Source organism: Clostridium algidicarnis, from assembly GCF_000703125.1.
Taxonomy (GTDB): Bacteria; Bacillota; Clostridia; order Clostridiales; family Clostridiaceae; genus Clostridium_L; species Clostridium_L algidicarnis.
On sequence record NZ_JNLN01000001.1, the window covers coordinates 2069791 to 2093738 of the forward strand.

The following is a 23948-nucleotide window of genomic DNA, read 5'->3' on the forward strand; positions in this document are numbered from 1 at the left end:
ACTACTACTATGGGAAATCCTAATACCTCTTAGGTGTTGAGATGAATATCATATTATTGTAAATAGTTTGATGCTACTTACAATAAGTACATTTGTATAATTATTATAACATTTACTAATTTAAAACGGAATATAATTAGTAGTACCTATAACTATTTTAATAGGAAAAGCCTTTCAATAAGCTTATTGAAAGGCTTTTCTGTGCTTATAGGTCATTTTAAAATAGATAAGTATAATTAAAATTTATTTCAAGATACTAACTATTTTTATACTCTAAGAATTCATCATAACTCATCTTTTTATCTATGATGCCGTTATCTGTAATTTCAATAATTCTATTAGCTATAGTTTGTGTAAACTGATGATCATGAGAAGCGAAAAGTATATTTCCCTTAAAATCAATTAAACCATTATTTAAAGCAGTGATTGATTCTAAGTCAAGGTGGTTTGTAGGCTCATCTAAAATAAGAAGATTACCACTACTAAGCATCATTTTTGAAAGCATACATCTTACTTTTTCTCCACCAGATAATACATTTACTTGTTTTAATGGCTCTTCACCAGAAAAAAGCATTCTACCTAAAAATCCTCTTAAGTAGCTTTCAGCCTTATCATCAGAAAATTGTCTTAACCAATCTACAAGATTAAGTTCTACATCATTAAAGTACTCTGAATTATCACTTGGAAAGTAAGCTTTAGTTATAGTTACACCCCACTTAAACTCGCCACTATCAGGTTCCATTTCTCCAGTTAAAATCTTAAATAAAGTAGTTTTAGCTATATCATTTGGTCCTGTAAAAGCTATTTTATCATCTTTTGAAACTATAAAATTAACCTTATCTAAAACTTTTACTCCATTTATAGTTTTGCTTAAGTCTTTAACCATAAGTATATCATTACCAGGTTCTCTCTCTGCTTTAAAACCAACAAAAGGATACCTCCTTGAAGATGGTTCTATTTCATCAAAAGTAATCTTTTCTAATGATTTTTTACGGGAAGTTGCTTGCTTAGACTTTGAAGCATTAGCGCTAAAACGTGTAATAAATTCTTGAAGTTCTTTAACCTTTTGTTCTTTTTTCTTATTTTGATCTTTGGACATTTGAAGCAACAATTGACTAGATTCATACCAAAAGTCGTAGTTTCCAGCAAAAAGTTTTATCTTTCCAAAGTCAACGTCAGCCATATGAGTACATACCTTATTTAAAAAGTATCTATCATGGGATACTACAATTACAGTACCATCAAAGTTTATCAAAAACTCTTCTAACCATTTAATAGATGTTGCATCTAAGTTATTAGTAGGCTCATCTAAGATTAGAACGCCAGGCTTTCCAAAAAGTGCTTGAGCAAGAAGAACTTTAACCTTTTCTCCACCTGAAAGTTCAGACACGTTTTTGTCATGTAAATCTGTTGAAACACCCAGTCCTTGTAATATAGAGGATGCATCTGATTCAGCTTCCCATCCATCTAATTCGGCAAATTCGCCTTCAAGCTCTGAAGCTTTTATACCATCGGCATCAGTAAAGTCGGTCTTTGCATAAATTTCATCTTTTTCTTTCATTATAGAGTAAAGTCTAGCATTACCCATAATTACAGTTTCAAGCACATTATAATTATCATAATGATAGTGGTCCTGTTTTAAAACAGACATTCTAACACCAGGGGCAATAGTTACATCTCCAGTGTTTGCTTCAATTTCTCCTGAAAGTACTTTTAAAAAGGTACTTTTCCCAGCTCCGTTTGCACCTATAACACCATAACAGTTTCCAGGAACAAATTTAATGTTTACATCTTCAAATAGTTTTTTATCACCATATCTTAAACTTAAATTAGTTACATTTATCACTTAATTTACCATCCTTTTAATTAAATATTCGTATTCAGTCTCACTGCGAAATTATAACATAAATATATATTTCTTGCACCCTTATTATTGTAGTTATTTTAATTTAAAATATTAAATGAACTGTAGATGTATATAAGAAAGATACGCATACTAACTTTGGTACATAAATTTTAATGGCAATAACTTTAAATTGGGACTGTAGATTTATGTTGAATTTTGACGAAGGTTATGATAGCATTACGCTATTATATTGAGTAAAAGAGGGGAAATATTTAATGAAAGATTTTGAAATATTTACTGACTCATGTTGTGATTTACCTATAGAGTATATTGAAGAAAAGAAAATTAAATTTGCAAGACTTACTTGTAGTTATGATGATAAACAATATTTTGATGATTTAGGACAAGATTTATCTCCAAAGCAGTTTTTTAAAGATCTTAGGAATGGATCTGTTCCTCTTACATCACAACCTAGTGCAGATGAGTTTTATAACAAATTTAAAAATATTGTAGATGAAGGTAAAGATATTCTATATATTTGTGTTTCTACAGGATTAAGTGGAACAGAAAATAGTGCAACTGTAGCTAAAAATATGATTCTTGATGAATATCCAAATTCAAATATAGCAATTGTAAATGTTCTAACAGCCTCACTTGGACAAGGACTTATGGTTATGAAGGCTATTGAAATGAAGGAAAACGGAAGTTCATTTGAAGAAATAATAAATTATATCGAAACAAAGAAACAAAATATGAATTCTTATATGACTGTAGATGATTTACGTCATTTAAGAAGAGGTGGGAGATTGTCTTCTGCAGCTGCAGTGCTTGGAATAATGCTTCATATTAAGCCTATTCTTACGATAAATGGTGAAGGTAGGGTTATGCCTATTATAAAAGTAAAGGGTAGAAAAAGTTCTATTAAAAAGTTAGTTGAAATTATAGTAGAGAGAATTGAAGAACCAGAAAATCAAATAATAGCTATATCTCACGGGGATTGCATTGATGAGGCATTAGCTCTTAAAGAAGGTATACTTAAAAGTTTAAAAGTAAAAGATGTAATAATTAACTTTACAGGTCCCGCAGTTGGAACTCACGGGGGCCCTGGAAATCTTGCATTGTTCTTTATGGGCAAGGAAAGACAAAATCATATTATATAAAAATTATAAATTACACTTCTAAAATTTCTTTCACTGTGATAAAATTATTTTGGCTTAGCATAAGAAATTTGAAAGAATAATGGTCTAGGTGTAGAATGACTAGTAAACTTGAAAAGTTTTTTAGAATTTAATAAAATAAATTATTTTGCTAAGATTTTTGAATAAATTTGTTAGGTAGGAGAAATTAGATGAGTATATTAACAGTTAAAGACGTTAGTCATGGTTTTGGAGATAGAGTGATATTTGAGGATATTTCCTTTAGGTTATTAAAAGGGGAGCATATAGGACTTGTAGGTGCAAATGGAGAAGGTAAATCTACATTTATGAACATAATAACAGGAAAACTTGCCCCAGATGAAGGTAGTGTGGAGTGGTCAAATAGAGTAAGAGTTGGATACATGGATCAACATGTATATTTAGAAAAAGATAGGACAATAAGAGATGTTTTAAGGGATGCTTTTAAGTATTTATTTGACTTAGAAGAGGAAATGCTTAAGATAACAGATAAAATGGCAGAAGCATCTCCAGAGGAACTTGAAAAGTTACTAGAAGATATGGGGAATATTCAAGATGTATTAGATAATAGTGGATTTTATCTTATAGATTCAAAGGTAGAAGAAATAGCAGCTGGACTTGGTCTTAAAGATGTAGGACTTGATAAAGATGTAACTGAGCTTAGTGGGGGTCAAAGAACTAAAGTATTACTTGCAAAGTTACTTTTAGAAAAGCCTGATATATTACTTTTAGATGAACCTACTAACTATTTAGATGAACAACATATAGAATGGTTAAAAAGGTATCTATTAAATTATGAAAATGCATTTATACTTATATCCCATGATATTCCTTTCTTAAATAGTGTTGTAAATATTATTTATCATATGGAACATAGAAAGTTAACTAGATATGTAGGGGATTATAATGAATTTCAAAGGATATATGAAGTAAACAAACATCAATTAAAGGCAGCCTTTGAAAAGCAAAAGAAAGAAATTGAAAAATTAGAAGACTTTGTTTCTCGTAATAAAGCAAGAGCATCCACAGCAGGCCTTGCTCGTTCTAAGCAAAAAAGGTTAGAAAAGATAGATAAAATTGAACTTCCACCAGAAAAGGTAGATCCACAATTTAATTTTAAGCAAGCTAGAGCTTCAGGAAAGCTTATTTTTGAAACAAAAGATTTAGTTTTAGGTTATGATACTCCACTTTCTAAAGAGGTTAACATAAAGATGGAAAGAGGTCAAAAAATAGCACTTATAGGAGCTAATGGACTTGGGAAAACCACTTTATTAAAAACTCTTATGGGACTTCAAAAATCTTATGCTGGAGAAGTAGAAGTTGGAGACTATCAGTATGTAGGCTACTTTGAGCAAGAGATGAAAGGAAAACTAGATAATACTTGCATAGAAGAGATATGGAAGGAGTTTCCTGGATACACTCAATATCAAGTTAGAGCATCCTTAGCTAAATGTGGACTTACAACAAAGCATATAGAGAGTAAGGTTATGGTATTAAGTGGGGGAGAGCAAGCTAAGGTAAGACTCTGTAAGATATTAAACAGAGAAAGCAATATACTTATATTAGACGAACCAACAAACCACTTAGACCCAGTAGCAAAGGAAGAACTTAAAAGAGCACTTAAAGAGTATAAAGGCAGCATACTACTTGTATGCCATGAGCCAGAATTTTATACAGATGTAGTTAATGAAGTATGGAACTGTGAAGAGTGGACGACTAAAATAGTATAATGTTTTAGTTTAAGTTAACAATAAGTAAAAGAGTTAGATTAATTCTAACTCTTTTTATATTTATTAAATGTTAATATCCTTAAAACAGTATAATGCATTATTATATAATATATAGGTAAAAATAGATTATTAGCTGATTATAGATTATAATGTAAATCTATAAAAGTATGTATGGAGTTGAAGGATTATGGAAAAATTAAAATTCGAAGAGTTAGGTATAAGTGAAGAGGTATTAAAATCCTTAAGTAAATTAGGATTTGAGAACCCTTCTGATGTTCAAAGTATGGTTATTCCTGTTGCTTTGCAGGATAAAGATATAATAGTTAAGGCACAAACTGGAAGTGGAAAAACAGCAGCTTTTGCTATTCCTTTTTGTGAAAAGATAGAATTAGAAGAAAGAAAACCACAGGTTTTAGTTCTTGCACCAACAAGAGAACTAGCACTTCAGGTGAAACAAGATATTACAGATATAGGCAGGTTTAAGAGGATAAGAGCTGTTGCTATATTTGGAAAGCAGCCTATGAACGGTCAAAAGATAGAATTAAAACAAAGAGTTCACGTAATTGTAGGTACGCCAGGTAGGACCTTTGATCATATTGAAAGAGGTAATATAGATTTAAGTGGTATAAAGTATTTAGTTATAGATGAAGCGGATGAAATGCTTAATATGGGCTTTATAGACCAAGTAGAATCTATAATAAGGCTTTTACCAAAAAGTAGGGTAACTATGCTATTTTCTGCAACAATAGAAGAAAAAATAGAAAAGTTATGTAATAAGCATATGATAGATCCAGTTAAAATCGAAGTTACACCTAAAAGTATAACAACAGATGATGTAGAGCAAATTTATTATGAAGTAGAATATAATAAAAAGTCAGATCTTTTAAAGAAGATTATATATACGGAACTGCCAGAAAGTTCTATTATATTTTGTAATACAAAAGAAACTGTAAATGGACTAATTCAAGATATGAAGGACCAAGGTCATTCTTGTGATGCTCTTCATGGTGGTATGGAACAAAAGGATAGATTAAGTGCTATGGAAAGATTTAAAAGAGGAGAATTTAGATTTTTAGTTGCTACAGATGTAGCTGCAAGAGGCATAAGTGTTGATGGAATAAGTCATGTAATTAATTATGATGTTCCAAGAGAAAAAGAAAGTTATGTGCATAGAATTGGTAGAACAGGTAGGGCTGGAAATAAGGGTAAGTCAATTACATTTATTACTCCTACCGAGTATAAGTATTTAGATATGGTTCAAGATTATATAGACTTTAGAATCCCAAGAGGTGAAATTCCTTCAAAAGAAAAAGTAGAAGAAGGAAAAAAACTATATGAAGACAAGATAAAGTTTAAACCTAAATTAAAGGTTAACAAAAATGCACAGCTAAATAAAGAAATCACTAAAATTCATATAAATGCAGGAAAGAAAAAAAAGATAAGGGCTTTAGATATTGTAGGTACTATTATTAGTATTGAGGATATAACTCCAGAAGATATTGGAATTATTGATATTCAAGAGGGGTTCTCTTATGTGGATATACTTCATGGAAAAGGATATTTGGTTTTAGAAGCATTAAAGGATAAAACTATCAAGGGTAAGAAGGTAAGAGTTCAAAGGGCTAGTAAATAATGATGAATTCATAGATATTTGCAAGACAAGTATCGTAAATGAGAGAAGAATCACTTTAAAATGAAAGAATAATTGCAATTAAACTTGAAAATATATAACAAAAAGGATATAATGAAAAAGATGAAAGTTTTCATTCGTTTGTATTAATATAAATGGTGTAAAAAAATTTAATTCATCTGGGGGTAAGTTTAATGGATTTTAGAATAGAAAGTGATTCTATAGGATCAAGGAATGTGCCTAAGGAAGCATATTATGGGGTACAAAGCTTAAGAGCTAAAGAAAACTTTAAAATAACAGGACTTATGTTAAATGAAGAGTTTATAAAGGGTCTTGCTGAAACTAAAAAAGCAGCAGCTTTGGTTAATGGATCAATTGGTCTTTTAGATGAAAAGATTGAAAAGGCATTGGTGAAAGCCTGTGATGAAATAATAGATGGAAAGTTACATGATCAGTTTATAGTAGATCCAATTCAAGGAGGAGCTGGAACCTCTGCTAATATGAACATTAATGAAGTAATTTCAAATAGAGCTATAGAAATTTTAGGTGGCGAAAAGGGTGATTACAAGATAGTGCATCCAAATGACCATGCAAACATGGGCCAATCCACTAATGATATAATCCCAACAGCAGGTAAACTAGCTATGTTAAGACTTATAGATAAGGCAGCAAATCAATTAAATAAATTATATGAAGCTTTGGTAGAAAAGTCTAAAGAATTTGATGATGTTATAAAAATGGGAAGAACTCAAATGCAAGATGCGGTACCTATTAGACTTGGGCAAGAATTTAATGCATATAGTTCTTTGGTGAAAAGAAATATATCAAGAATTAATATTGTTAAAGAGCACTTAAAAGTTATTAATATGGGAGGAACTGCTATTGGTACTGGAATAAATGCAGATAAAAGGTACTTTTCAAAAATAGTTCCTAAATTAAGTGAAGTAACAAAAATAGATCTTGCTCAAGCAGAAGATTTAGTAGATTCAACACAAAATTTAGATATATTTGTTGAAGTATCCTCAGTAATCAAAACTTGTGCTGTAGGGCTTTCTAAAATGTCTAATGACTTAAGACTTATGTCCTCAGGTCCGAGAACAGGATTTGGAGAAATAAATCTTCCACCAAAGCAAAATGGTTCATCTATAATGCCAGGAAAAGTTAATCCTGTAATACCAGAAGTTATGAATCAAGTAGCTTTTAATATAATAGGAAATGATGTAACTATAACTATGGCAGCAGAAGCAGGCCAATTAGAACTTAATGCTTTTGAACCTGTTATATTTTATAACTTATTTCAATCCGTAGAAACATTAACCAACGGAGTAGATACCTTTACAGAAAATTGTATAAAGGGAATTACTGCAAATGAAGAAAAATGTAAAAACTTAGTAGAAAACAGTGTAGGTATAATTACAGCAATTTGCCCAAGTGTAGGATACAAGGTAGCTTCAAATGTTGCTAAAACTGCACTTAAAACAGGGGAATCTGTAATAGATATAATACTTAGAGAAGGTATCTTAAAAGAATCAGAACTCGGAAAGATACTTCATCCAAGAACTATGACAGAGCCTGGAATTTAATAAAAATATGTTTTAAGTAACCTAATATAATATTAGATAAAGATTGTACTTTAATGTGCGATCTTTATTTTTTTTGCATAAAAAGATTTTATACTGTAACAAGATTCGACATTGGTGAATACATTATAGTAGGGGTTAAACCCAAAGCTTAAGGATAGAAAATAATATACTATAAAGAGGTGTTTTGTATGAGTAAAATTTGTAATATGGCAATGTTAGCGGACCAATGTGACAGTGCAAATGTTGATACGGATAGATGTTGTAGACTATTTATAAGAAAATTCTCCTTCTTTGAAGGCGAAGGTGCTGGTAACTGCGGAGAAGATATATTTCCAAGGGCTGGAGATGACATAGGTTTTTCTATAGTTTTTGGTAATTTCGGAGAAACTCCATATAATCCAGGGAATAGTCCTACTGTAAGAGATAGATTGGTTATTCCATCAGGATTAAGTTTAAGAGTAGAAGATCTTTCTAGGGAGACAGGGTATGAGTTATATAGTAAAGAATTAGGAAGAAATTTAGCTGTAGGTGACATACTTGCTGCTGGAACTCATAATTTTACAGTAACAAAGGATGGGAAAGACAACTTTATAATACCACCTAACTCAGTTGTTGGAATATCTATGTTATTTAGAATACTATAATATAAAACTTAAAATTTATGTAAGTGACTTCCCATTATCTTAGATGACTATAAGTTTAGAGATAATAAATAAGTTAAATTATATAAATAGAATTAAGAAAGAGCATAGTTAGGAAACAAAAGAAATATTTGTGTAAAGAAATAGAGATAATAAAGTAAGATACATTAAGGAATGAAAATAAATATATATCTAGTGAAGATGATGTGCATATAATAAACTAATGAATGCTTTAATGTACAAAGATTGATATACATTAAAAAAGCAAAAAAAGAAAGCACTTGGTTAAGGCCACTGAAACATATTTTGTTTTAAGTGGCCTTTTCAATGCTTACTTCTTATTTTAGGGTTGTTCCATTTATGTCTTGGGTTATTAAAGCTTTTTTCATAAGTCCGCCTAAAGCATTTTTAAAATGATTTTTGCTTACATTGAATTCTTTATAGATCTTTTCTGATGGGGTTTTGTCATTAAAAATCATAAATCCATCATGATCCTTTAAATATTCTAAAATAGTTTGTTGTAGCTCATCTACTTCTAGTTTAGCAATTTTTCTTGGAGTTAAACCAAGTTTTTGGTCTTCATATATCTTTATTACAGTTAAATCAAGTATTTCACCATAATTTAGCTTAGTAAAATATTCATTTCTTAGTATAACGCCATTATATAGATTATCCACAGCTACCATTGCAGAATTATTAGTTTGGAATCCATAAACTGTTGCCTTTACATTATCCCCTACTTTATAAGTGGATTCTGTAGATAGATATCTTTCAACATTTGTAGTTGCAGCTATTCTACCTGTTTTATCTAAATATATATAAAATAGATAGTAGGAGCCGTTTTGTAATGGATATAACTTTTCTTTTAGAGGAACAAATATATCCTTTTCTAAACCAAAGTCTACAAAACTTCCTATAGCAGTTGTAGAAACTACCTTAAGGTAAGCTAAATCACCTACTTTTGCTAGTGGCTTTTTTAGAGTAGCTATAATTCTATCATCTGAATCACGATATATAAATGCGTCTACCTCGTCCCCAGAAACTAGTTTTAATCCAAGGGCACTTTTATTTGGTAGCAATATGTCATCAGAAGTATCGTTAGTACCAGCATCTAAATAGTATCCGAAGTTAGTGTTTCTTGATACTTTTAATTGGTTAAATTCGCCTATTTTAATCAAAATTATTACCTCACTTCATTATATGTATTATATTTTAATGTTATTTTAATTTTAACATAATTAATTACATTTGTATTATGAAACTTATAAAGTTTTACAAATAAAAAAAACTACCAATACTCTTAACTTAGCACTGATAGCATTCCATGATATTACTCTTCTAGAGATTCTGCTAGACATTCGTCGATAACGTCTTTTGTGATTATAAATTCTTTATTCATTTAAATACCTCCTATAATTGCTTATAAAAAGATTACAAGATAGACATACTGTTAAGAAAGTAATTAATACAAAATTTCAACAATATTTTTGAATTAGGGATTTTATGAGAAAGTTAAAATGAGGGTCTTAAGACTTGATTTTTTACTTTTTCTAACTCTAATATTTGAAATAACTTTTATTTTGTAATTGGGTCTTGGAACCAATTTATAAGATATGATTTATCTTAACTTTATTAGTATATATCACTTTTAAGATAAAAGCAAGTTATATTTAAAAAATAAACTAATTAAATTATGAAATAAGAATAAGTTATGGGAATTGGAAGCTCATCTACTTTATAAATGGAAATATAAAATAACATGGAAGTGTAATTTATGTTATTATTAATTTATAAGTAGGCATCTTAAAAGATTGCAATGCATAGATAAAACTAGATTTCTATACTAGAAAATTATTTTTATAAAGATGTCGAAAAACATTTTTAAGTTATAGAACTATTTTGAGAGGACTGTTAATATGAGTAAAACATTGGTATTAGCCGAGAAGCCTTCAGTTGGAAGGGAACTTGCTAGAGTTTTAAAATGTAATAAAAAAGGTAATGGGTATTTAGAAGGGGAAAAGTATATAGTAACTTGGGCCTTGGGTCATTTAGTTACCCTAGCGGACCCAGAAGTTTATGATGATAAATATAAACAGTGGAAGCTAGACACTTTGCCTATGCTTCCAAAAGAATTAAAGCTAGTAGTTATTAAGCAATCAGGAAAGCAATTTGCAGCCGTAAAGTCACAAATAACAAGAAAAGATGTAAATGAAATTATAATAGCTACTGATGCTGGACGTGAAGGAGAGCTTGTAGCAAGGTGGATAATAGAAAAGGCAAATGTTAAAAAGCCTATGAAAAGACTTTGGATATCTTCACAAACTGATAAAGCTATAATAGAAGGATTTAGAAATTTAAAACCTTCATCTAATTATGATAATTTATATAAGGCAGCGCAGTGTAGGGCTGAAGCTGACTGGGTTGTAGGATTAAATGTTACTAGAGCGCTTACTTGTAAACACAATGCCCAACTAACGGCAGGAAGAGTTCAATCTGCAACTCTTGCAATGATAGTTAATCGTGAAGAAGAGATAAGAAACTTTAAACCAAAGGATTACTATGTAATTAATGCCAAGGCAAAAGGATTTAATCTTCAGTGGAGAGATAAAAACAACAATACTAGTGTATTTGAAGAAAGTATAGTTAATAAAGTGCTTTCAGCAACTAAGGGTAAAGAAGGAAATATAGTATCTGTTACTGAAACTGCTAAAAAACAATATGCACCTCTTCTTTATGATTTAACAGAGCTTCAAAGAGATGCTAATAGAATTTTTGGGTACTCAGCAAAGCAAACTTTATCTATAATGCAAAGATTATATGAAAACTATAAGGTGTTAACTTATCCTAGAACAGATTCAAGATATGTATCTACAGATATAGTCGCGACCCTTCCGGATCGTTTAAAAGCAATTTCAGTAGGTAGCTATAGAGCACTTGCAACGGAAATATTAAATGGAAAGATAAATGCCAATAAAAGTTTTGTAGACAATAGCAAGGTAAGTGATCATCATGCTATAATTCCTACAGAAGAAAGAGGAAACATAGCTCTTTTAAGTAGTGAAGAACGTCGTGTTTATGACTTAGTAGTTAAAAGATTCCTATCCGTTATGCTTCCACCTTATGAATATCTACAAACTACTGTAACAGCTGATATTAATGGGGAGACCTTTGTAGCAAGGGGTAACGTAATTAAGTCTAAGGGATGGAAAAAGGTATATGATAAAGTTGATGAATTAACAGAAGATGAAGATGAAAAGGACAGCCAAGTGCTTCCAGTAGTTAAAAAAGGGGATAAATTAAACATAACCTTAGTAGAAAGTAGAAAGCTTAAGACAAAGGCACCGGCAAGATTTAATGAAGGTACACTGCTGTCAGCCATGGAAAAACCACAAAAGTATGTAAGCGTAGATAAGGTTTCGGCAAAAACCTTAGGTGAAACTGGTGGAATTGGAACAGTTGCCACAAGAGCAGACATTATAGAAAAGTTATATAATTCATTTTACATGGAGAAGAGTGGCAAAGAAATAATACCTACATCTAAAGGAAAACAACTTATAGAACTTGTACCGGAAGATTTAAAGTCCCCATTATTAACAGCACAGTGGGAACTTGAATTAGACCTTATAAGTAAGGGTAAAAAGGATCCAAAGGTATTTACAGATAATATGAGAAAATATGCTACAGAGCTAGTTTTAGATGTTAAGGGAAGTAGCGAAAAATTTAAGCATGATAACCTTACAGGGAAAAAGTGTCCTGAATGCGGCAAGTATATGCTTGAAGTAAAGGGTAAGTATGGAACAATGAATGTGTGTCAAGATAGAGCCTGTGGACATAGAGAAAATGTAAGTAAGATTACTAATGCAAGATGTCCTGATTGTAAGAAAAAATTAGAACTAAGAGGTCAAGGGGATGGCCAAATTTATATATGCGCGAATAAAAACTGTAACTTTAGAGAAAAAGCATCTCAATTCAATAAGAGATTTGACAATAAAAATGATAAGGCAAACAAAAAAGAAGTATCAAATATAATGAAACAAATGAAAAAGGAAGCAAATGAGCCTATAAATAATCCATTTGCAGCCCTTGGAGATTTGTTTAAGAAATAAACAAAATAATATAAAACATGCTCATTATTTTAGAACTTATATATTTACAAAAAAATGAATAGTAGAAAATAGCAGATAAGAACTTAGTTTTCAAAGACTGTGAAAAAGAATTCGTATTTACTTAAGGTGAACAAGGATTCTACACAACTATTGATAAATATTATATACAATAGGTTAAGTATAAGTATTTTGTATTGGTAATATTGGAATTAAAGGATTAATATTATAAAGAAAAGAAAAGAAAAGAAAAGAAAAATCCCTAGTAAATTATTAAAAAGCTTCTAACATACCTTAATATATAAAATACCGCATTAGAAAAATCTAGTGCGGTATTTTTATTATAAAAAGAGTCAAACAAGCTTAAGGTGGAATATATTGATTATTGAAGTATTTATAGGAAGTGCGTGTTATTGAAAATTTATGTAGTAATGCCTGGAGATTCATTATGGTCTATAGCAAAAAGGTTCCAATCAGATGTAGATAGTATAGCAAAGTATAATGGTCTAAACATACAAGAAAACTTAGTTATAGGTCAAAGTTTGTTAATCCCTTCAAAGGAAATTCAATATAAGGTGGTGGCTGGAGATAGCCTTTGGTCTATTGGAAGAGAATTTGGTGTTTCTGTAGAGAGCATAATAGAATTAAATAATTTAAGTAATGATAATTTAGTGCCAGGTGAAATTCTTAAGATACCGGAAATGGCAAAACTTTATGGAAGTATCCAAGTTAATGGATATATACAACCAACTAATGTTGAAAAAGAAACAAGGATTTTAGATGAATCTATTGATTATTTAACTTATGTTTCACCTTTTAGTTATCATGTAAATGATGATGGTACATTAAAGCCTATAAATGATGAAACTATAATTGAAATAGCCTTAAAAAACCGCGTAGCACCTATGATGTCAGTAACTAATATATCAGGTGATAATTTCGATACATCTTTAGTGGATACAATACTTAATGATGAAAGTCTTCAGCAAAACCTTATAAACAATATTCTTAATATCCTAAGGGAGAAGTCTTATTATGGGGTTATTATTGATTTTGAGAGAATATCACCTGTTAATAGGGAAAAGTATAATAACTTTTTAAGAAAAATTGTAAGTGCTTTGCATCCTAAATATTTAGTAGCTACAGCTCTAGCACCTAAGACCTTTGATATAACTACAGGGTCTTGGCATGGAGCTCACGATTACAAATCTCATGGAGAAATAGTAGATTTTGTTATTATAATGACCTATGAGTGGGGGTGGTCTGGAGGCGAACCTATGGCGGTAGCACCTATAAATGAAGTGGAAGAGGTAATAAAATATGCAATTTCTGTTATACCAAAAAACAAGATAATGATGGGTATACCTAACTATGGATACGATTGGACATTACCCTATACTCCAGGTGCTGAGTTTGCTAGAGCTATTGGGAATGAAGAAGCTATTGATATAGCTAGAAATAATAGAGCTAATATTAAGTTCGATGAAAAGAGCCAAAGCCCCTTCTTTAATTATTATGACAAAAATGGAAGAGCTCACGTAGTATGGTTTGAAGATGCAAGAAGTATAGAAAGTAAATTAAAATTAGTTAATAAGTATGGTCTAAGAGGAATAAGCTACTGGGTATTATCAAAGCCTTTTACCCAAAACTTTAAGTTGCTTGATAATATGTTTAATATAGAAAAGATTATATAAGAGGTAAAGTTTCATAAGTAAACTCTTTTTATCAGTGGTATGAATGGATAAATAATATATTATAAACGAAAGCCTGCTCTTAAGGAGTAGGCTTTTTACATAAGATTCCCTTACAATTCAAACTAAGGAAGATAATTAGATAATAGTTATTATTAAATCTTATTTTAGGCGAAAATATGGTATACTTTTAATGTGATTATCAAAGGTGAAATTTAATAATCATATTAAAGGTTTTGTGAAGGTAATAAACTCTTATTGCATATACAAAATTTAAACTATTAATATAATAACATAGAAAATTAATATAATGGATTTTTAGAGGAGGAAAATATGATTAAACTTATAGTAACGGATATGGATGGAACATTTTTAGATACTAAGGGTAAGATAAACGAGGAATTTTATGAATTAATTGAGCAATTAAATAAAAGAAATATATATTTTGCTGTAGCTAGTGGAAGAATATATTCTACTTTAAATGAAGGGTTTAAGAGAGTTAAAGATGATATGATTCTTATAGGTAACAATGGCGCAGGAATACAGTTTAACCACAATGGAGAAGTTTTATATGAGGGCACATTAAATAAAGATGAAGTTATAGAGATGGCTGAAACTTTGGATGAAGAAGGAATAGAAGTTATAGTTTCAGATAGTTATAAAGTCTATGTTAAAGAGCCTTCAAAAGAATTAATAGGTGCAATTAATTACGATGAAGCACCTTCAGTTATACTTAAAGACTTTAAAGATTTAGATGAAGATATACATATACAAAAATTAAGTTATATTCAACATATAGGTATTCAAAAAAACTTTTCAGAAAAAATCCATGGTAAATATAAAGAAGGTTATCATGTTGCAGTATCAGGAAGTTGCTGGATGGATATTACGAATATAAAAAGCAGTAAAGGAAATGCGGTTGCATTAGTTCAACGAAAATTGGGCATAACCCCTGAGGAAACTTTGGTTTTTGGAGATTACTACAATGATCTAACTATGTTCGATAAGGCTTATTATAGCTATGCTATGAAAAATGCTCCTGATGATGTGAAAAGCCATGCAAGGTTTGTAACTAATTATGAAAATGGGGAAAATGGCGTTATTAGAACTATTAAAGAATTATTAGATATTAAATAGATATAATATTAAGAGTAATTTTAAAATAGATTATATTTTAAGGTGGGATATTTATGGATTTAAAATTGGAATGTTGTGTTGGAAATTTTAATGATGCAAAAAGAGCAGATATATTAGGTGCACATAGAATAGAACTATGTGACAATCTTTTAGAAGGGGGTACAACCCCTAGTTTAGGTACAATTTTAATGGCAAAGGAAAAATTAAATTCTGATATTATGGTTATTATAAGACCAAGAGGGGGAAATTTTAATTATAGTAAGGAGGAATTTGAAATAATGAAAAAAGATATAACTTATTGCAAAGAATCTGGCGTAAGTGGAGTAGTATTAGGAATTTTAGATGATGAAAATAATATTGATATTAATAGGACAAAGGAGCTAGTGGATATGGCAAAGCCTATGGAAATAACATTTCATATGGCTTTTGATGAAATAAAAGATAAAAAGGTTGCTATAGATAATTTGATAAAACTTGGGGTAAATAGGATTCTTACAAAGGGTGGAGCAAAAAGCGCTATTGAAGGAAGAGATTGTATAAGGGAACTTATAAATTATTCGAAAGATAAGATAATTATAATGCCTGGTGGAGGAGTAACTAAGGATAATTATAATGAATTAGTAAAATATACTGGAGCTGTAGAGGTTCATGGGAGCAAAATTGTATAGTTATTTATGTAGTTTACCTAAATTTTTATAAAATATATGTAGGATAATTTAAAATTCATGTAAAAATTATAGTAGGTACTTGAATTAAATGAGAAAATAGGTTATTATTATTACGTGAAAGCGGTAACATCGCTAAGTATGGTTTAGGGAGAATGTTCCTGTTTAAGTTATATATTTAAAGGCGTTGGAGCAGGATTTGATCAGAATATGTAGTGACTATTCATATTTTGATATCGTATTCAAAATCTGCACTAAAGCATAAGGGGGATTAATATGGCCATTACAATAAGTGATATTGCAGAAAAGGCAGGAGTATCATTAGCTACTGTATCCAGGGTACTAAATGATTCTGGGTATGTAAAAGAGGAAACTAGGATCAGAGTACAAAAGGTTATAAAAGATCTAAACTATACTCCAAGTGCTATAGCAAGAAGTTTATCTAAAAATAAGACTAATACCATAGGGGTTATAGTTCCGGATATTGTTAACCCATTCTTTGGAGAGGTTATTAAAGGGATAACAGAGGTTGCAGAGAAAAGTGGTCTTAATATAATATTATGCAATACTGATGAAAGCAAAGAAAAAGAGTTAAGAGCTCTTAAGGTTTTAACAGAACAGAGGATACAAGGAATAATAATAGCTCCAACCTCAGCAGAAGATGAATTTAATAGTGAATATCTTAAAACCTTGGAAAATATGGGGATACCAATAGTATTAGTAGATGGTAATGTAAAATATACTACCTTTAATGGTGTCTTTGTTGATAATATAAAAGGAGCTTACGAAGCTACAGAAGCTCTTATAAAAGAAGGTCATAGAAAAATAGGTGTAATAACAGGACGTATGAATTCTAAACCAGCAAAAGATAGGTACCTAGGGTATCAAAAGGCATTACTTATGAATAACATATCTTTAGAGGAAAAATACACATTTTATGGAGATTACAAAGAGGAAACTGCGTATAAAATAACTAAAGATATAATAAAAATGAAGGACAGACCTACGGCTCTATTTGTCTGTAGCAATATGACAACTCTAGGTTCTCTTAAGGCCATATATGAGGAAAAGATAAATATTCCAGAGGACATTTCATTAGTGGCATTTGATAAAGTTGAGATATTAAATATACTTGGATTTAATATAAGCTACGTAAATGGACCATCTGTGGAGATGGGTAAACTTGGTATGCAAATGCTTGTAGATATATTAAATAATAAAAATAAGAATGAAATAAGAAGGATTACCTTATTGCCTAATCTAGTGCTAAAGGGATCAGAAAAATATAAAATTAGGCAAAAGTAATAATAAGTAACTTCATAATAAACGAAGGTATATTTAAGGTTTTTAAAATAGTATTTTGAAAACCTTAAATTGATTTTATCAAGTGAGTCTTAGAAGAACTTATCCAGGGGCGTAGCAGCCGTCATCCCCCACCTTGAAGAGGACAGGAGTGTTACGGATGGTAGCCATCGGATAAATATAGGATAGACGAAAGCGCTTACAAAAATATAATATATTTATTGAAGATTTAGGGAGGGGACATAAAATGATAGAAAGAATTATATGGATAGTTTTAGATAGTGTAGGAATAGGAGCGTTACCAGATGCAAATAAATATGGTGATGAAGGAGCTAATACACTAGGAAATGTATCAAATTCAGTAGGGGGACTTAAAATACCTAATATGGAAAGGCTAGGACTTGGCAATATAGATGGAATTAAGGGAACAAAATATAATAAAAATCCTATAGGCTGTTATGGTAAGTTTGAAGAAATGTCTAATGGCAAGGATACAACTACTGGGCACTGGGAAATGGCAGGAGTTTATTTAAAAGAAGCATTTCCAACTTATCCAGATGGTTTTCCACAGGAAATAATTGAAGAATTTGAAAGATTAACTGGAAGAAATATTATAGGAAACAAACCAGCCTCCGGCACAACTATCCTTGAAGAACTAGGACAAGAACATATGAATACAGGGAAAGTTATAGTGTACACATCAGCAGATAGTGTATTTCAAATAGCTGCACATGAAGATATAGTTCCATTAGATGAATTATATAAGATGTGTGAAATAGCAAGAGGCATTTTAAAAGATCAGTATGCAGTAGCAAGAGTTATAGCAAGGCCTTTTATTGGAGATGCTCCAAACTTTGTAAGGACATCTAACAGAAGAGATTTTTCATTGTTACCACCTCATGATACAATACTTGATATACTAAAAAATAATGGATTAAATGTTATGGCGGTAGGTAAAATTGAAGATATATTTTGTAAAAAGGGTGTTACTGAAGCAGTACATACAAAAGATAATATGGATGGTATAGATAAAACTTTAGAATATATGAAAACGGATAAAAAGGGATTAATATATACAAATCTTGTGGATTTTGATATGAAATGGGGTCATAGGAATGATTTTATATCCTATGGAAAAGGGCTAGAGGAATTTGATAATAGACTTTTAGACATACTAAATGAAATGAAAGACAGTGATGCCCTATTTATAACTGCAGATCATGGATGTGATCCTACTGTACCTGGAACAGATCATACAAGAGAATATATACCGTTTTTAGCTTATGGAAAAGAGTTAAAAGAAAATGTTAATATGGGAATAAAAAAAGGATTTTATAATATGGGGCAAACTATTGCAGATATCTTCAGCGTAGAAAAAGTTAAAAATGGAGAAAGCTTTTTAAAAGAAATAATTAAATAGTAAGATATGTTAAAAAGGTTTAAGTGAAGAATAGACATAGGTTCACAAGCTTTTCAAGATATTTTAATAATAAATAATAAAAATTAGGAGGTTTTGTTAATGGAATTAATGGCAAAATTAAATGAGGCAGCAGACTATATAAAAGGAAAAAGTAAGTATAAACCAGAGATAGCTATAATATTAGGATCTGGACTTGGTGCTATAGCAGATAAAATAGAAGAGGCTGAAAGCTATTCATATACTGACATACCACACTTTCCAGTATCTACTGTACAAGGTCATGAAGGAAGACTTGTTATAGGTAAACTTCAAGGAAAGGTAGTTCTTGCTATGCAAGGAAGATTTCACTATTATGAAGGTTATGATATGAAGGATGTTACTTTCCCAGTAAGAGTTATGAAACTATTAGGTATAGATAAACTTATAGTGACTAATGCAGCTGGATCTGTAAATACAGAATTTGAGCAAGGCAACTTGATGCTTATAAAAGATCATATAAACTTTTCAGGATCAAATCCACTTATAGGAAAAAATTTAGATGAGTTTGGAGCAAGATTCCCTGATATGTCTAATCCTTATGACGAAGACTTAAGAAATAAAGTTAAGGAAATAGCTAAATCTATTAATATTGACCTTAAAGAAGGGGTATATACATTATTTAGTGGTCCTACTTATGAAACACCAGCAGAGGTTAAAATGGCTAGAATACTTGGGGCAGATGCTGTTGGAATGTCAACTGTACCAGAGGTTATTGTTGCAAATCATAGCGGGATGAAAGTAATAGGAGTATCCTGTCTAACTAATATGGCATCAGGTATATTAAATCAACCATTAAATCATCAAGAGGTAATGGAAACTTCAGCTATGGCTAGAGAAAAGTTTATTAATTTAATGGAAAATATAATAAAGAATCTATAAGAGGGTAGGGTGATAAATTATGAGAATGTACGATATTATAACAAAAAAAAGAAATGGTGGAGAATTAACTAAAGAAGAGATTAGATTTTTTGTAGAAGGATATACTAAGGGAGAAATTCCTGATTATCAAGTTTCATCCTTAATGATGGCTATATACTTCCAAAAGATGAATATGAGTGAAACCTCAGAGCTTACTATGGCTATGGTAGATAGTGGTGAAACTATAGATCTGTCTAAAATAAAGGGAATTAAAGTGGATAAACATAGCACAGGAGGCGTAGGAGATACTACTACACTAATAGTAGGCCCTATGGTAGCAGCAGCTGGAGTTCCTGTGGCTAAGATGTCAGGGAGAGGTCTTGGACACACAGGAGGAACCATAGACAAATTAGAATCCTTCCCAGGATTTTCAGTAGAAATGTCCATAGAGGAGTTTATGTCTAATGTTAATGATAAAAAGATAGCAATAGCTGGTCAAACAGCAAACCTTGCTCCAGCAGATAAAAAGCTTTATGCTTTGCGTGATGTTACAGGTACTGTAGATAATATGTCACTTATTGCAGGGAGTATTATGAGCAAGAAAATAGCCTCAGGTGCAGATGCTATAGTTTTAGATATTAAAACAGGTAGTGGTGCATTTATGAAAGATGAAGATAGTGCTTTTGAATTAGCAGATGAAATGGTAAAGATAGGTACACATGTAGGAAGAAATACTATAGGTGTAATAACTGACATGGATCAACCTTTAGGTTTTGCGGTAGGTAATGCTCTAGAGGTTATGGAAGCTATAGAAACATTGAAAGGACATGGACCAGAGGATTTAACAGAGTTATGTTTAACATTAGGTGCTCACATGTTAGTTTTAGGGGAAAAGGCTGCTGATTACGAAAGCGCAAGAGAAATCCTTAAAGAAGTAATAAAATCAGGTAAAGCCTTAGAAAAACTTAAAGAGTTAGTTGAAGCTCAAGGTGGAGATGGAAGATTTGTGGATAATCCAGGATTATTTGAAACTCCTTCCATAATAAAGCCTGTATTTGCAAAAGAAGAGGGATATATAAAATCTATAAAGGCAGATGATATAGGCATAGCGGCTTTAGTTTTAGGGGCTGGAAGAGAAACAAAGGAAAGTGTATTAGATTTATCCGTCGGAATAATGCTTCATAAAAAGATAGGGGACTTCGTTAAAAAGGGTGAAGCTATAGCAACTATATATGCAAATGATGAAGGTAAGAGACTACAATCTGAAGAAAAAGTGCTTAAAGCTTATACCATAGTTTCAGAAAGTATTGAAAAGAAAAAACTTATAAAAGGAATAGTTACAAAGAATGGAATAAAGAAATTTTAACATAACTTTTCAAAAGTAACTTCGTATATATAAAGGATTAGTCTTAAATTTTAAATTAAGATTAATCCTTTATTTTATAATATATGGAAAGGATAAATTATATGAGTAAGATTATAAATTTAGTTTTAATGATAAGTGGTACAATACTTTTAATTTATGGAATAATATTAAGCTTTTCAATAAATAGTATTTCTAAAATCATAATAATCATAGGTGCCATTGCCATAATAACAAGTATTTTGAAATTTGTTTTAAAAAGATATGAAAAAATAGAGTATTTTCATTATATAGATTGCATAGTAAATGTGGTAGTTATATTGATATTAACATCAGTAATTATTGTCGAAGGTGCTATAATCAAAGAAGGTACTGTAAAGAACACTAGTATAACAGATTATATACTGGTTTTAGGAGCAGGGTTATGGGGGGATGTACCATCAGATACATTAACTAGAAGGCTAGATGGAGCAATTGAACTTTCTAAAGTTAATGATAATAGCGTAATTGTAGTTTCAGGTGGTCAAGGTTTTGGAGAAACAGTTACAGAAGCTGAAGCTATGGAAAGGTACCTTGTTTCTAAGGGGTTAGATAAAAATAGAATAGTTAAAGAAGAAAGTGCAACTAATACTAGTGAAAACATAACATTTTCAAAAGAAATTATGGATAGTAAATGGACAAGCAAAGAAAAATACAAGGTTACAATAATAACCAATAACTTTCATTGCTTTAGAGCAAAGTTTCTCTCAAAGAGGGCTGGGATTAATTCTGTAACCTATTCTGTAGATGTGAAAAAGGCAATAAAGCCTGCTTACTTTATTAGAGAATATTTTGGGGTTATTAAGTCTTATTTTGTTGATAGATAAATATAAGTTTTACAATAAGTTATAAGTAAAAATAAAAGGCTTTTACAAAGCTTTGTAATAATACTAGGACTATTACCTTTAAAGTGGTAATGGTCCTAATTTTATAGATATAGATAAAAATAAGCTTAATATTTGTAGATTCACATAAAAAGTTTAAATTTAATTAATAAGCTTAATTTAAATAGCAATATATACTATAATAATGAGTAATATAAGTAATTTAAATAGGTAATTTATGATATTAGAATTAACATAGGAGGAAAGTATGAAGAATATAGCTTGTTTTGATGTAGGAGGAACATTTATAAAGTATGCTTTAATAAATGAAGAAGGTAGTATTATATTTAAAGATAAGGTAGCATCACCTAAAGAAAATTGTAATGAAACTATACCAAGAGAAATGGTAAAGATAATAAAAAGATTTCAAGAAGGGCATAATGTAGATAAGGTAGGTATAAGTACAGCAGGTCAAGTAGACTCTAAAAAGGGAGAAATAGTCTTTGCTTCAGGAAACTTACCAAATTATACTGGAACTAAATTATCAGAGTATATTAAAAATGCTTTAGGTTTAGATACTTTTGTAGAAAATGATGTGAATGCAGCAGCAATTGGAGAGATGTGGAAGGGTGCTGGAAAGGGCCAAAAAAACTTTGCATGTGTAACCTTAGGCACTGGTATTGGTGGGGCAATAATTATAAATGGGAAATTATATAAAGGATCAGCTGGAGGAGCAGGAGAAGTGGGTCATACTATTTTAAATGAAGAAGGCGAAAAGTGTAATTGTGGTGGTAATGGGTGTTATGAAAGATATGCTTCTACATCCTCATTGATAAGGCAGTATAAAGAAAGAGCTCTTTTAGAAAAGATTGATGTGGATAAAGATGTAAATGGTGAGAAAATAATGAAGCTAGTGCATAATGGGGATATTATTGCTTTAAATGTGTATGATAACTTTTTAAACCATGTTGTAAATGGTCTTGTTAGCATAACTTATGTGTTAGATCCTGGTATTATAATTATAGGTGGAGGCATATCAGCTGAGGGGGAAGAATTCTTCAAAGCCTTAAATTATAAGTTTAAAAATAAAGTTATGAGTTCATATGGAAGCTATACAAAGATTATACCTGCCGCTTTACAAAATGATGCGGGTGTATATGGAGCTTGTTACATAGCTTTAAATGAAATGTTGTAGTGGATATGAATATGAGAAAGGATTCAAATCCTGTATACAAAAATATAGCGTTAGACATTGCTAATAAAATAATAAACGGTGAGTTTAAAGTAGGAGAAAAAATAAGTGGAAGATCGACTCTTGCAGGTGTATATAATGTGTCCCCAGAAACTATAAGAAGAGCTATAGCTCTTTTAGAAGGCATGGATGTGGTGGCTAGTTTAAAAGGCAGTGGAGTTAAAATTGTATCAATATCTTCTGCAGAAAAGTTTATATCTAGAAATAATAATAATGAAAATATAAATGCAGCTAAAGAAACTGTCCTTGATATAATTAAACAAAAGAAAAAGTTAGATGAACAATTAGAAATGAATCTAAATAAAATATCGGATTTCATAGAAAGATTTAACAACATATCTCCATTTTTACTTATTGAAGTTAGTATAAAAGGTAATTGCAAGGTCATAGGAAAAAAGGTTAATGAAATACAGCTATGGCAATATACAGGAGCTACTATTATAGCTTATAGAAGAGAATTAAATACCATTGTATCTCCAGGACCTGATTATGTTTTTACCGCGGGAGATACAATAGTAGTTATAGGAAATGGAGAAGTATATGATAAGGTATGTGAATTAATTTATGATTAAACATAAAAAATTACAGTAATCTTTATAAAAGTAAATCTATAAAAACTAACATTGGTTCATAAAAGGTTCACTAAAACT

The 23948-nt window shown here is 30.5% G+C and carries 18 protein-coding genes; 16 read left to right on the forward strand and 2 right to left on the reverse strand.

Annotation, left to right across the window (positions count from 1 at the left end):
* Nucleotides 1–256: 256 nt before the first annotated feature.
* Nucleotides 257–1846, reverse strand: a complete 1590-nt coding sequence (locus BV55_RS0109870) for an ABC-F family ATP-binding cassette domain-containing protein (RefSeq protein WP_029452661.1) — start codon at nucleotides 1844–1846, stop codon at nucleotides 257–259.
* 275 nt (nucleotides 1847–2121) lie between these two features.
* Between BV55_RS0109870 and BV55_RS0109875 the strand changes: the two genes are divergently transcribed.
* The 5 genes from BV55_RS0109875 to BV55_RS0109895 all read left to right on the forward strand — a co-directional run bounded on the left by BV55_RS0109875 (nucleotide 2122) and on the right by BV55_RS0109895 (nucleotide 8608).
* A complete protein-coding gene (locus BV55_RS0109875; protein ID WP_029452662.1) occupies nucleotides 2122–3006 on the forward strand; it encodes a DegV family protein in 885 nt (294 codons plus the stop codon).
* A gap of 188 nt (nucleotides 3007–3194) precedes the next feature.
* Nucleotides 3195–4751 (forward strand): ABC-F family ATP-binding cassette domain-containing protein, encoded by a 1557-nt coding sequence (locus BV55_RS0109880; protein ID WP_029452663.1) that lies wholly within the window; start codon nucleotides 3195–3197, stop codon nucleotides 4749–4751.
* 187 nt (nucleotides 4752–4938) lie between these two features.
* Nucleotides 4939–6384 (forward strand): DEAD/DEAH box helicase, encoded by a 1446-nt coding sequence (locus tag BV55_RS0109885; protein ID WP_029452664.1) that lies wholly within the window; start codon nucleotides 4939–4941, stop codon nucleotides 6382–6384.
* Nucleotides 6385–6575: 191 nt separating this feature from the next.
* Nucleotides 6576–7964, forward strand: coding sequence for an aspartate ammonia-lyase (locus BV55_RS0109890; RefSeq protein ID WP_029452665.1), 1389 nt, complete (start codon nucleotides 6576–6578; stop codon nucleotides 7962–7964).
* 188 nt (nucleotides 7965–8152) lie between these two features.
* Nucleotides 8153–8608 (forward strand): hypothetical protein, encoded by a 456-nt coding sequence (locus BV55_RS0109895; RefSeq protein WP_029452666.1) that lies wholly within the window; start codon nucleotides 8153–8155, stop codon nucleotides 8606–8608.
* Nucleotides 8609–8943: 335 nt separating this feature from the next.
* Here the strand turns inward: BV55_RS0109895 and BV55_RS0109900 are convergent, their stop codons facing one another.
* On the reverse strand, nucleotides 8944–9783 hold the full coding sequence (locus BV55_RS0109900) for a CvfB family protein (RefSeq protein ID WP_029452667.1): 840 nt from the start codon (nucleotides 9781–9783) through the stop codon (nucleotides 8944–8946).
* A 738-nt stretch (nucleotides 9784–10521) separates the two neighbouring features.
* On the opposite strand from BV55_RS0109900, the gene BV55_RS0109905 reads away from it, so the two are divergent.
* From BV55_RS0109905 to BV55_RS0109955, 11 genes are all read left to right on the forward strand, one after another.
* Nucleotides 10522–12711: a DNA topoisomerase III gene (locus BV55_RS0109905; protein WP_029452668.1), complete on the forward strand. Its 2190-nt coding sequence runs from the start codon at nucleotides 10522–10524 to the stop codon at nucleotides 12709–12711.
* A gap of 404 nt (nucleotides 12712–13115) precedes the next feature.
* Nucleotides 13116–14402 carry a glycoside hydrolase family 18 protein gene (locus BV55_RS0109910; protein ID WP_341349700.1) on the forward strand — a complete coding sequence of 429 codons (1287 nt, stop codon included), beginning with the start codon at nucleotides 13116–13118 and terminating at the stop codon, nucleotides 14400–14402.
* Nucleotides 14403–14732: 330 nt separating this feature from the next.
* A complete protein-coding gene (locus BV55_RS0109915; protein ID WP_029452670.1) occupies nucleotides 14733–15536 on the forward strand; it encodes an HAD family hydrolase in 804 nt (267 codons plus the stop codon).
* Nucleotides 15537–15589: 53 nt separating this feature from the next.
* Entirely contained in the window at nucleotides 15590–16204 is a 615-nt protein-coding gene (locus BV55_RS0109920; RefSeq protein ID WP_029452671.1) for a copper homeostasis protein CutC, read from the forward strand.
* A 273-nt stretch (nucleotides 16205–16477) separates the two neighbouring features.
* A complete protein-coding gene (locus BV55_RS0109925; RefSeq protein WP_029452672.1) occupies nucleotides 16478–17506 on the forward strand; it encodes a LacI family DNA-binding transcriptional regulator in 1029 nt (342 codons plus the stop codon).
* A 244-nt stretch (nucleotides 17507–17750) separates the two neighbouring features.
* Nucleotides 17751–18923 (forward strand): phosphopentomutase, encoded by a 1173-nt coding sequence (locus BV55_RS0109930; protein ID WP_029452673.1) that lies wholly within the window; start codon nucleotides 17751–17753, stop codon nucleotides 18921–18923.
* A gap of 99 nt (nucleotides 18924–19022) precedes the next feature.
* On the forward strand, nucleotides 19023–19841 hold the full coding sequence (locus BV55_RS0109935) for a purine-nucleoside phosphorylase (RefSeq protein ID WP_029452674.1): 819 nt from the start codon (nucleotides 19023–19025) through the stop codon (nucleotides 19839–19841).
* 19 nt (nucleotides 19842–19860) lie between these two features.
* Nucleotides 19861–21186: a pyrimidine-nucleoside phosphorylase gene (locus tag BV55_RS0109940; RefSeq protein ID WP_029452675.1), complete on the forward strand. Its 1326-nt coding sequence runs from the start codon at nucleotides 19861–19863 to the stop codon at nucleotides 21184–21186.
* 101 nt (nucleotides 21187–21287) lie between these two features.
* Complete coding sequence (locus tag BV55_RS0109945; RefSeq protein ID WP_051652480.1) at nucleotides 21288–22049, forward strand: YdcF family protein; 762 nt, start codon at nucleotides 21288–21290, stop codon at nucleotides 22047–22049.
* Between the two features lie 265 nt (nucleotides 22050–22314).
* Nucleotides 22315–23241, forward strand: a complete 927-nt coding sequence (locus BV55_RS0109950; protein ID WP_029452677.1) for an ROK family protein — start codon at nucleotides 22315–22317, stop codon at nucleotides 23239–23241.
* An 11-nt stretch (nucleotides 23242–23252) separates the two neighbouring features.
* Nucleotides 23253–23870, forward strand: a complete 618-nt coding sequence (locus tag BV55_RS0109955; protein ID WP_029452678.1) for a GntR family transcriptional regulator — start codon at nucleotides 23253–23255, stop codon at nucleotides 23868–23870.
* The last annotated feature ends 78 nt before the right edge of the window (nucleotides 23871–23948 follow it).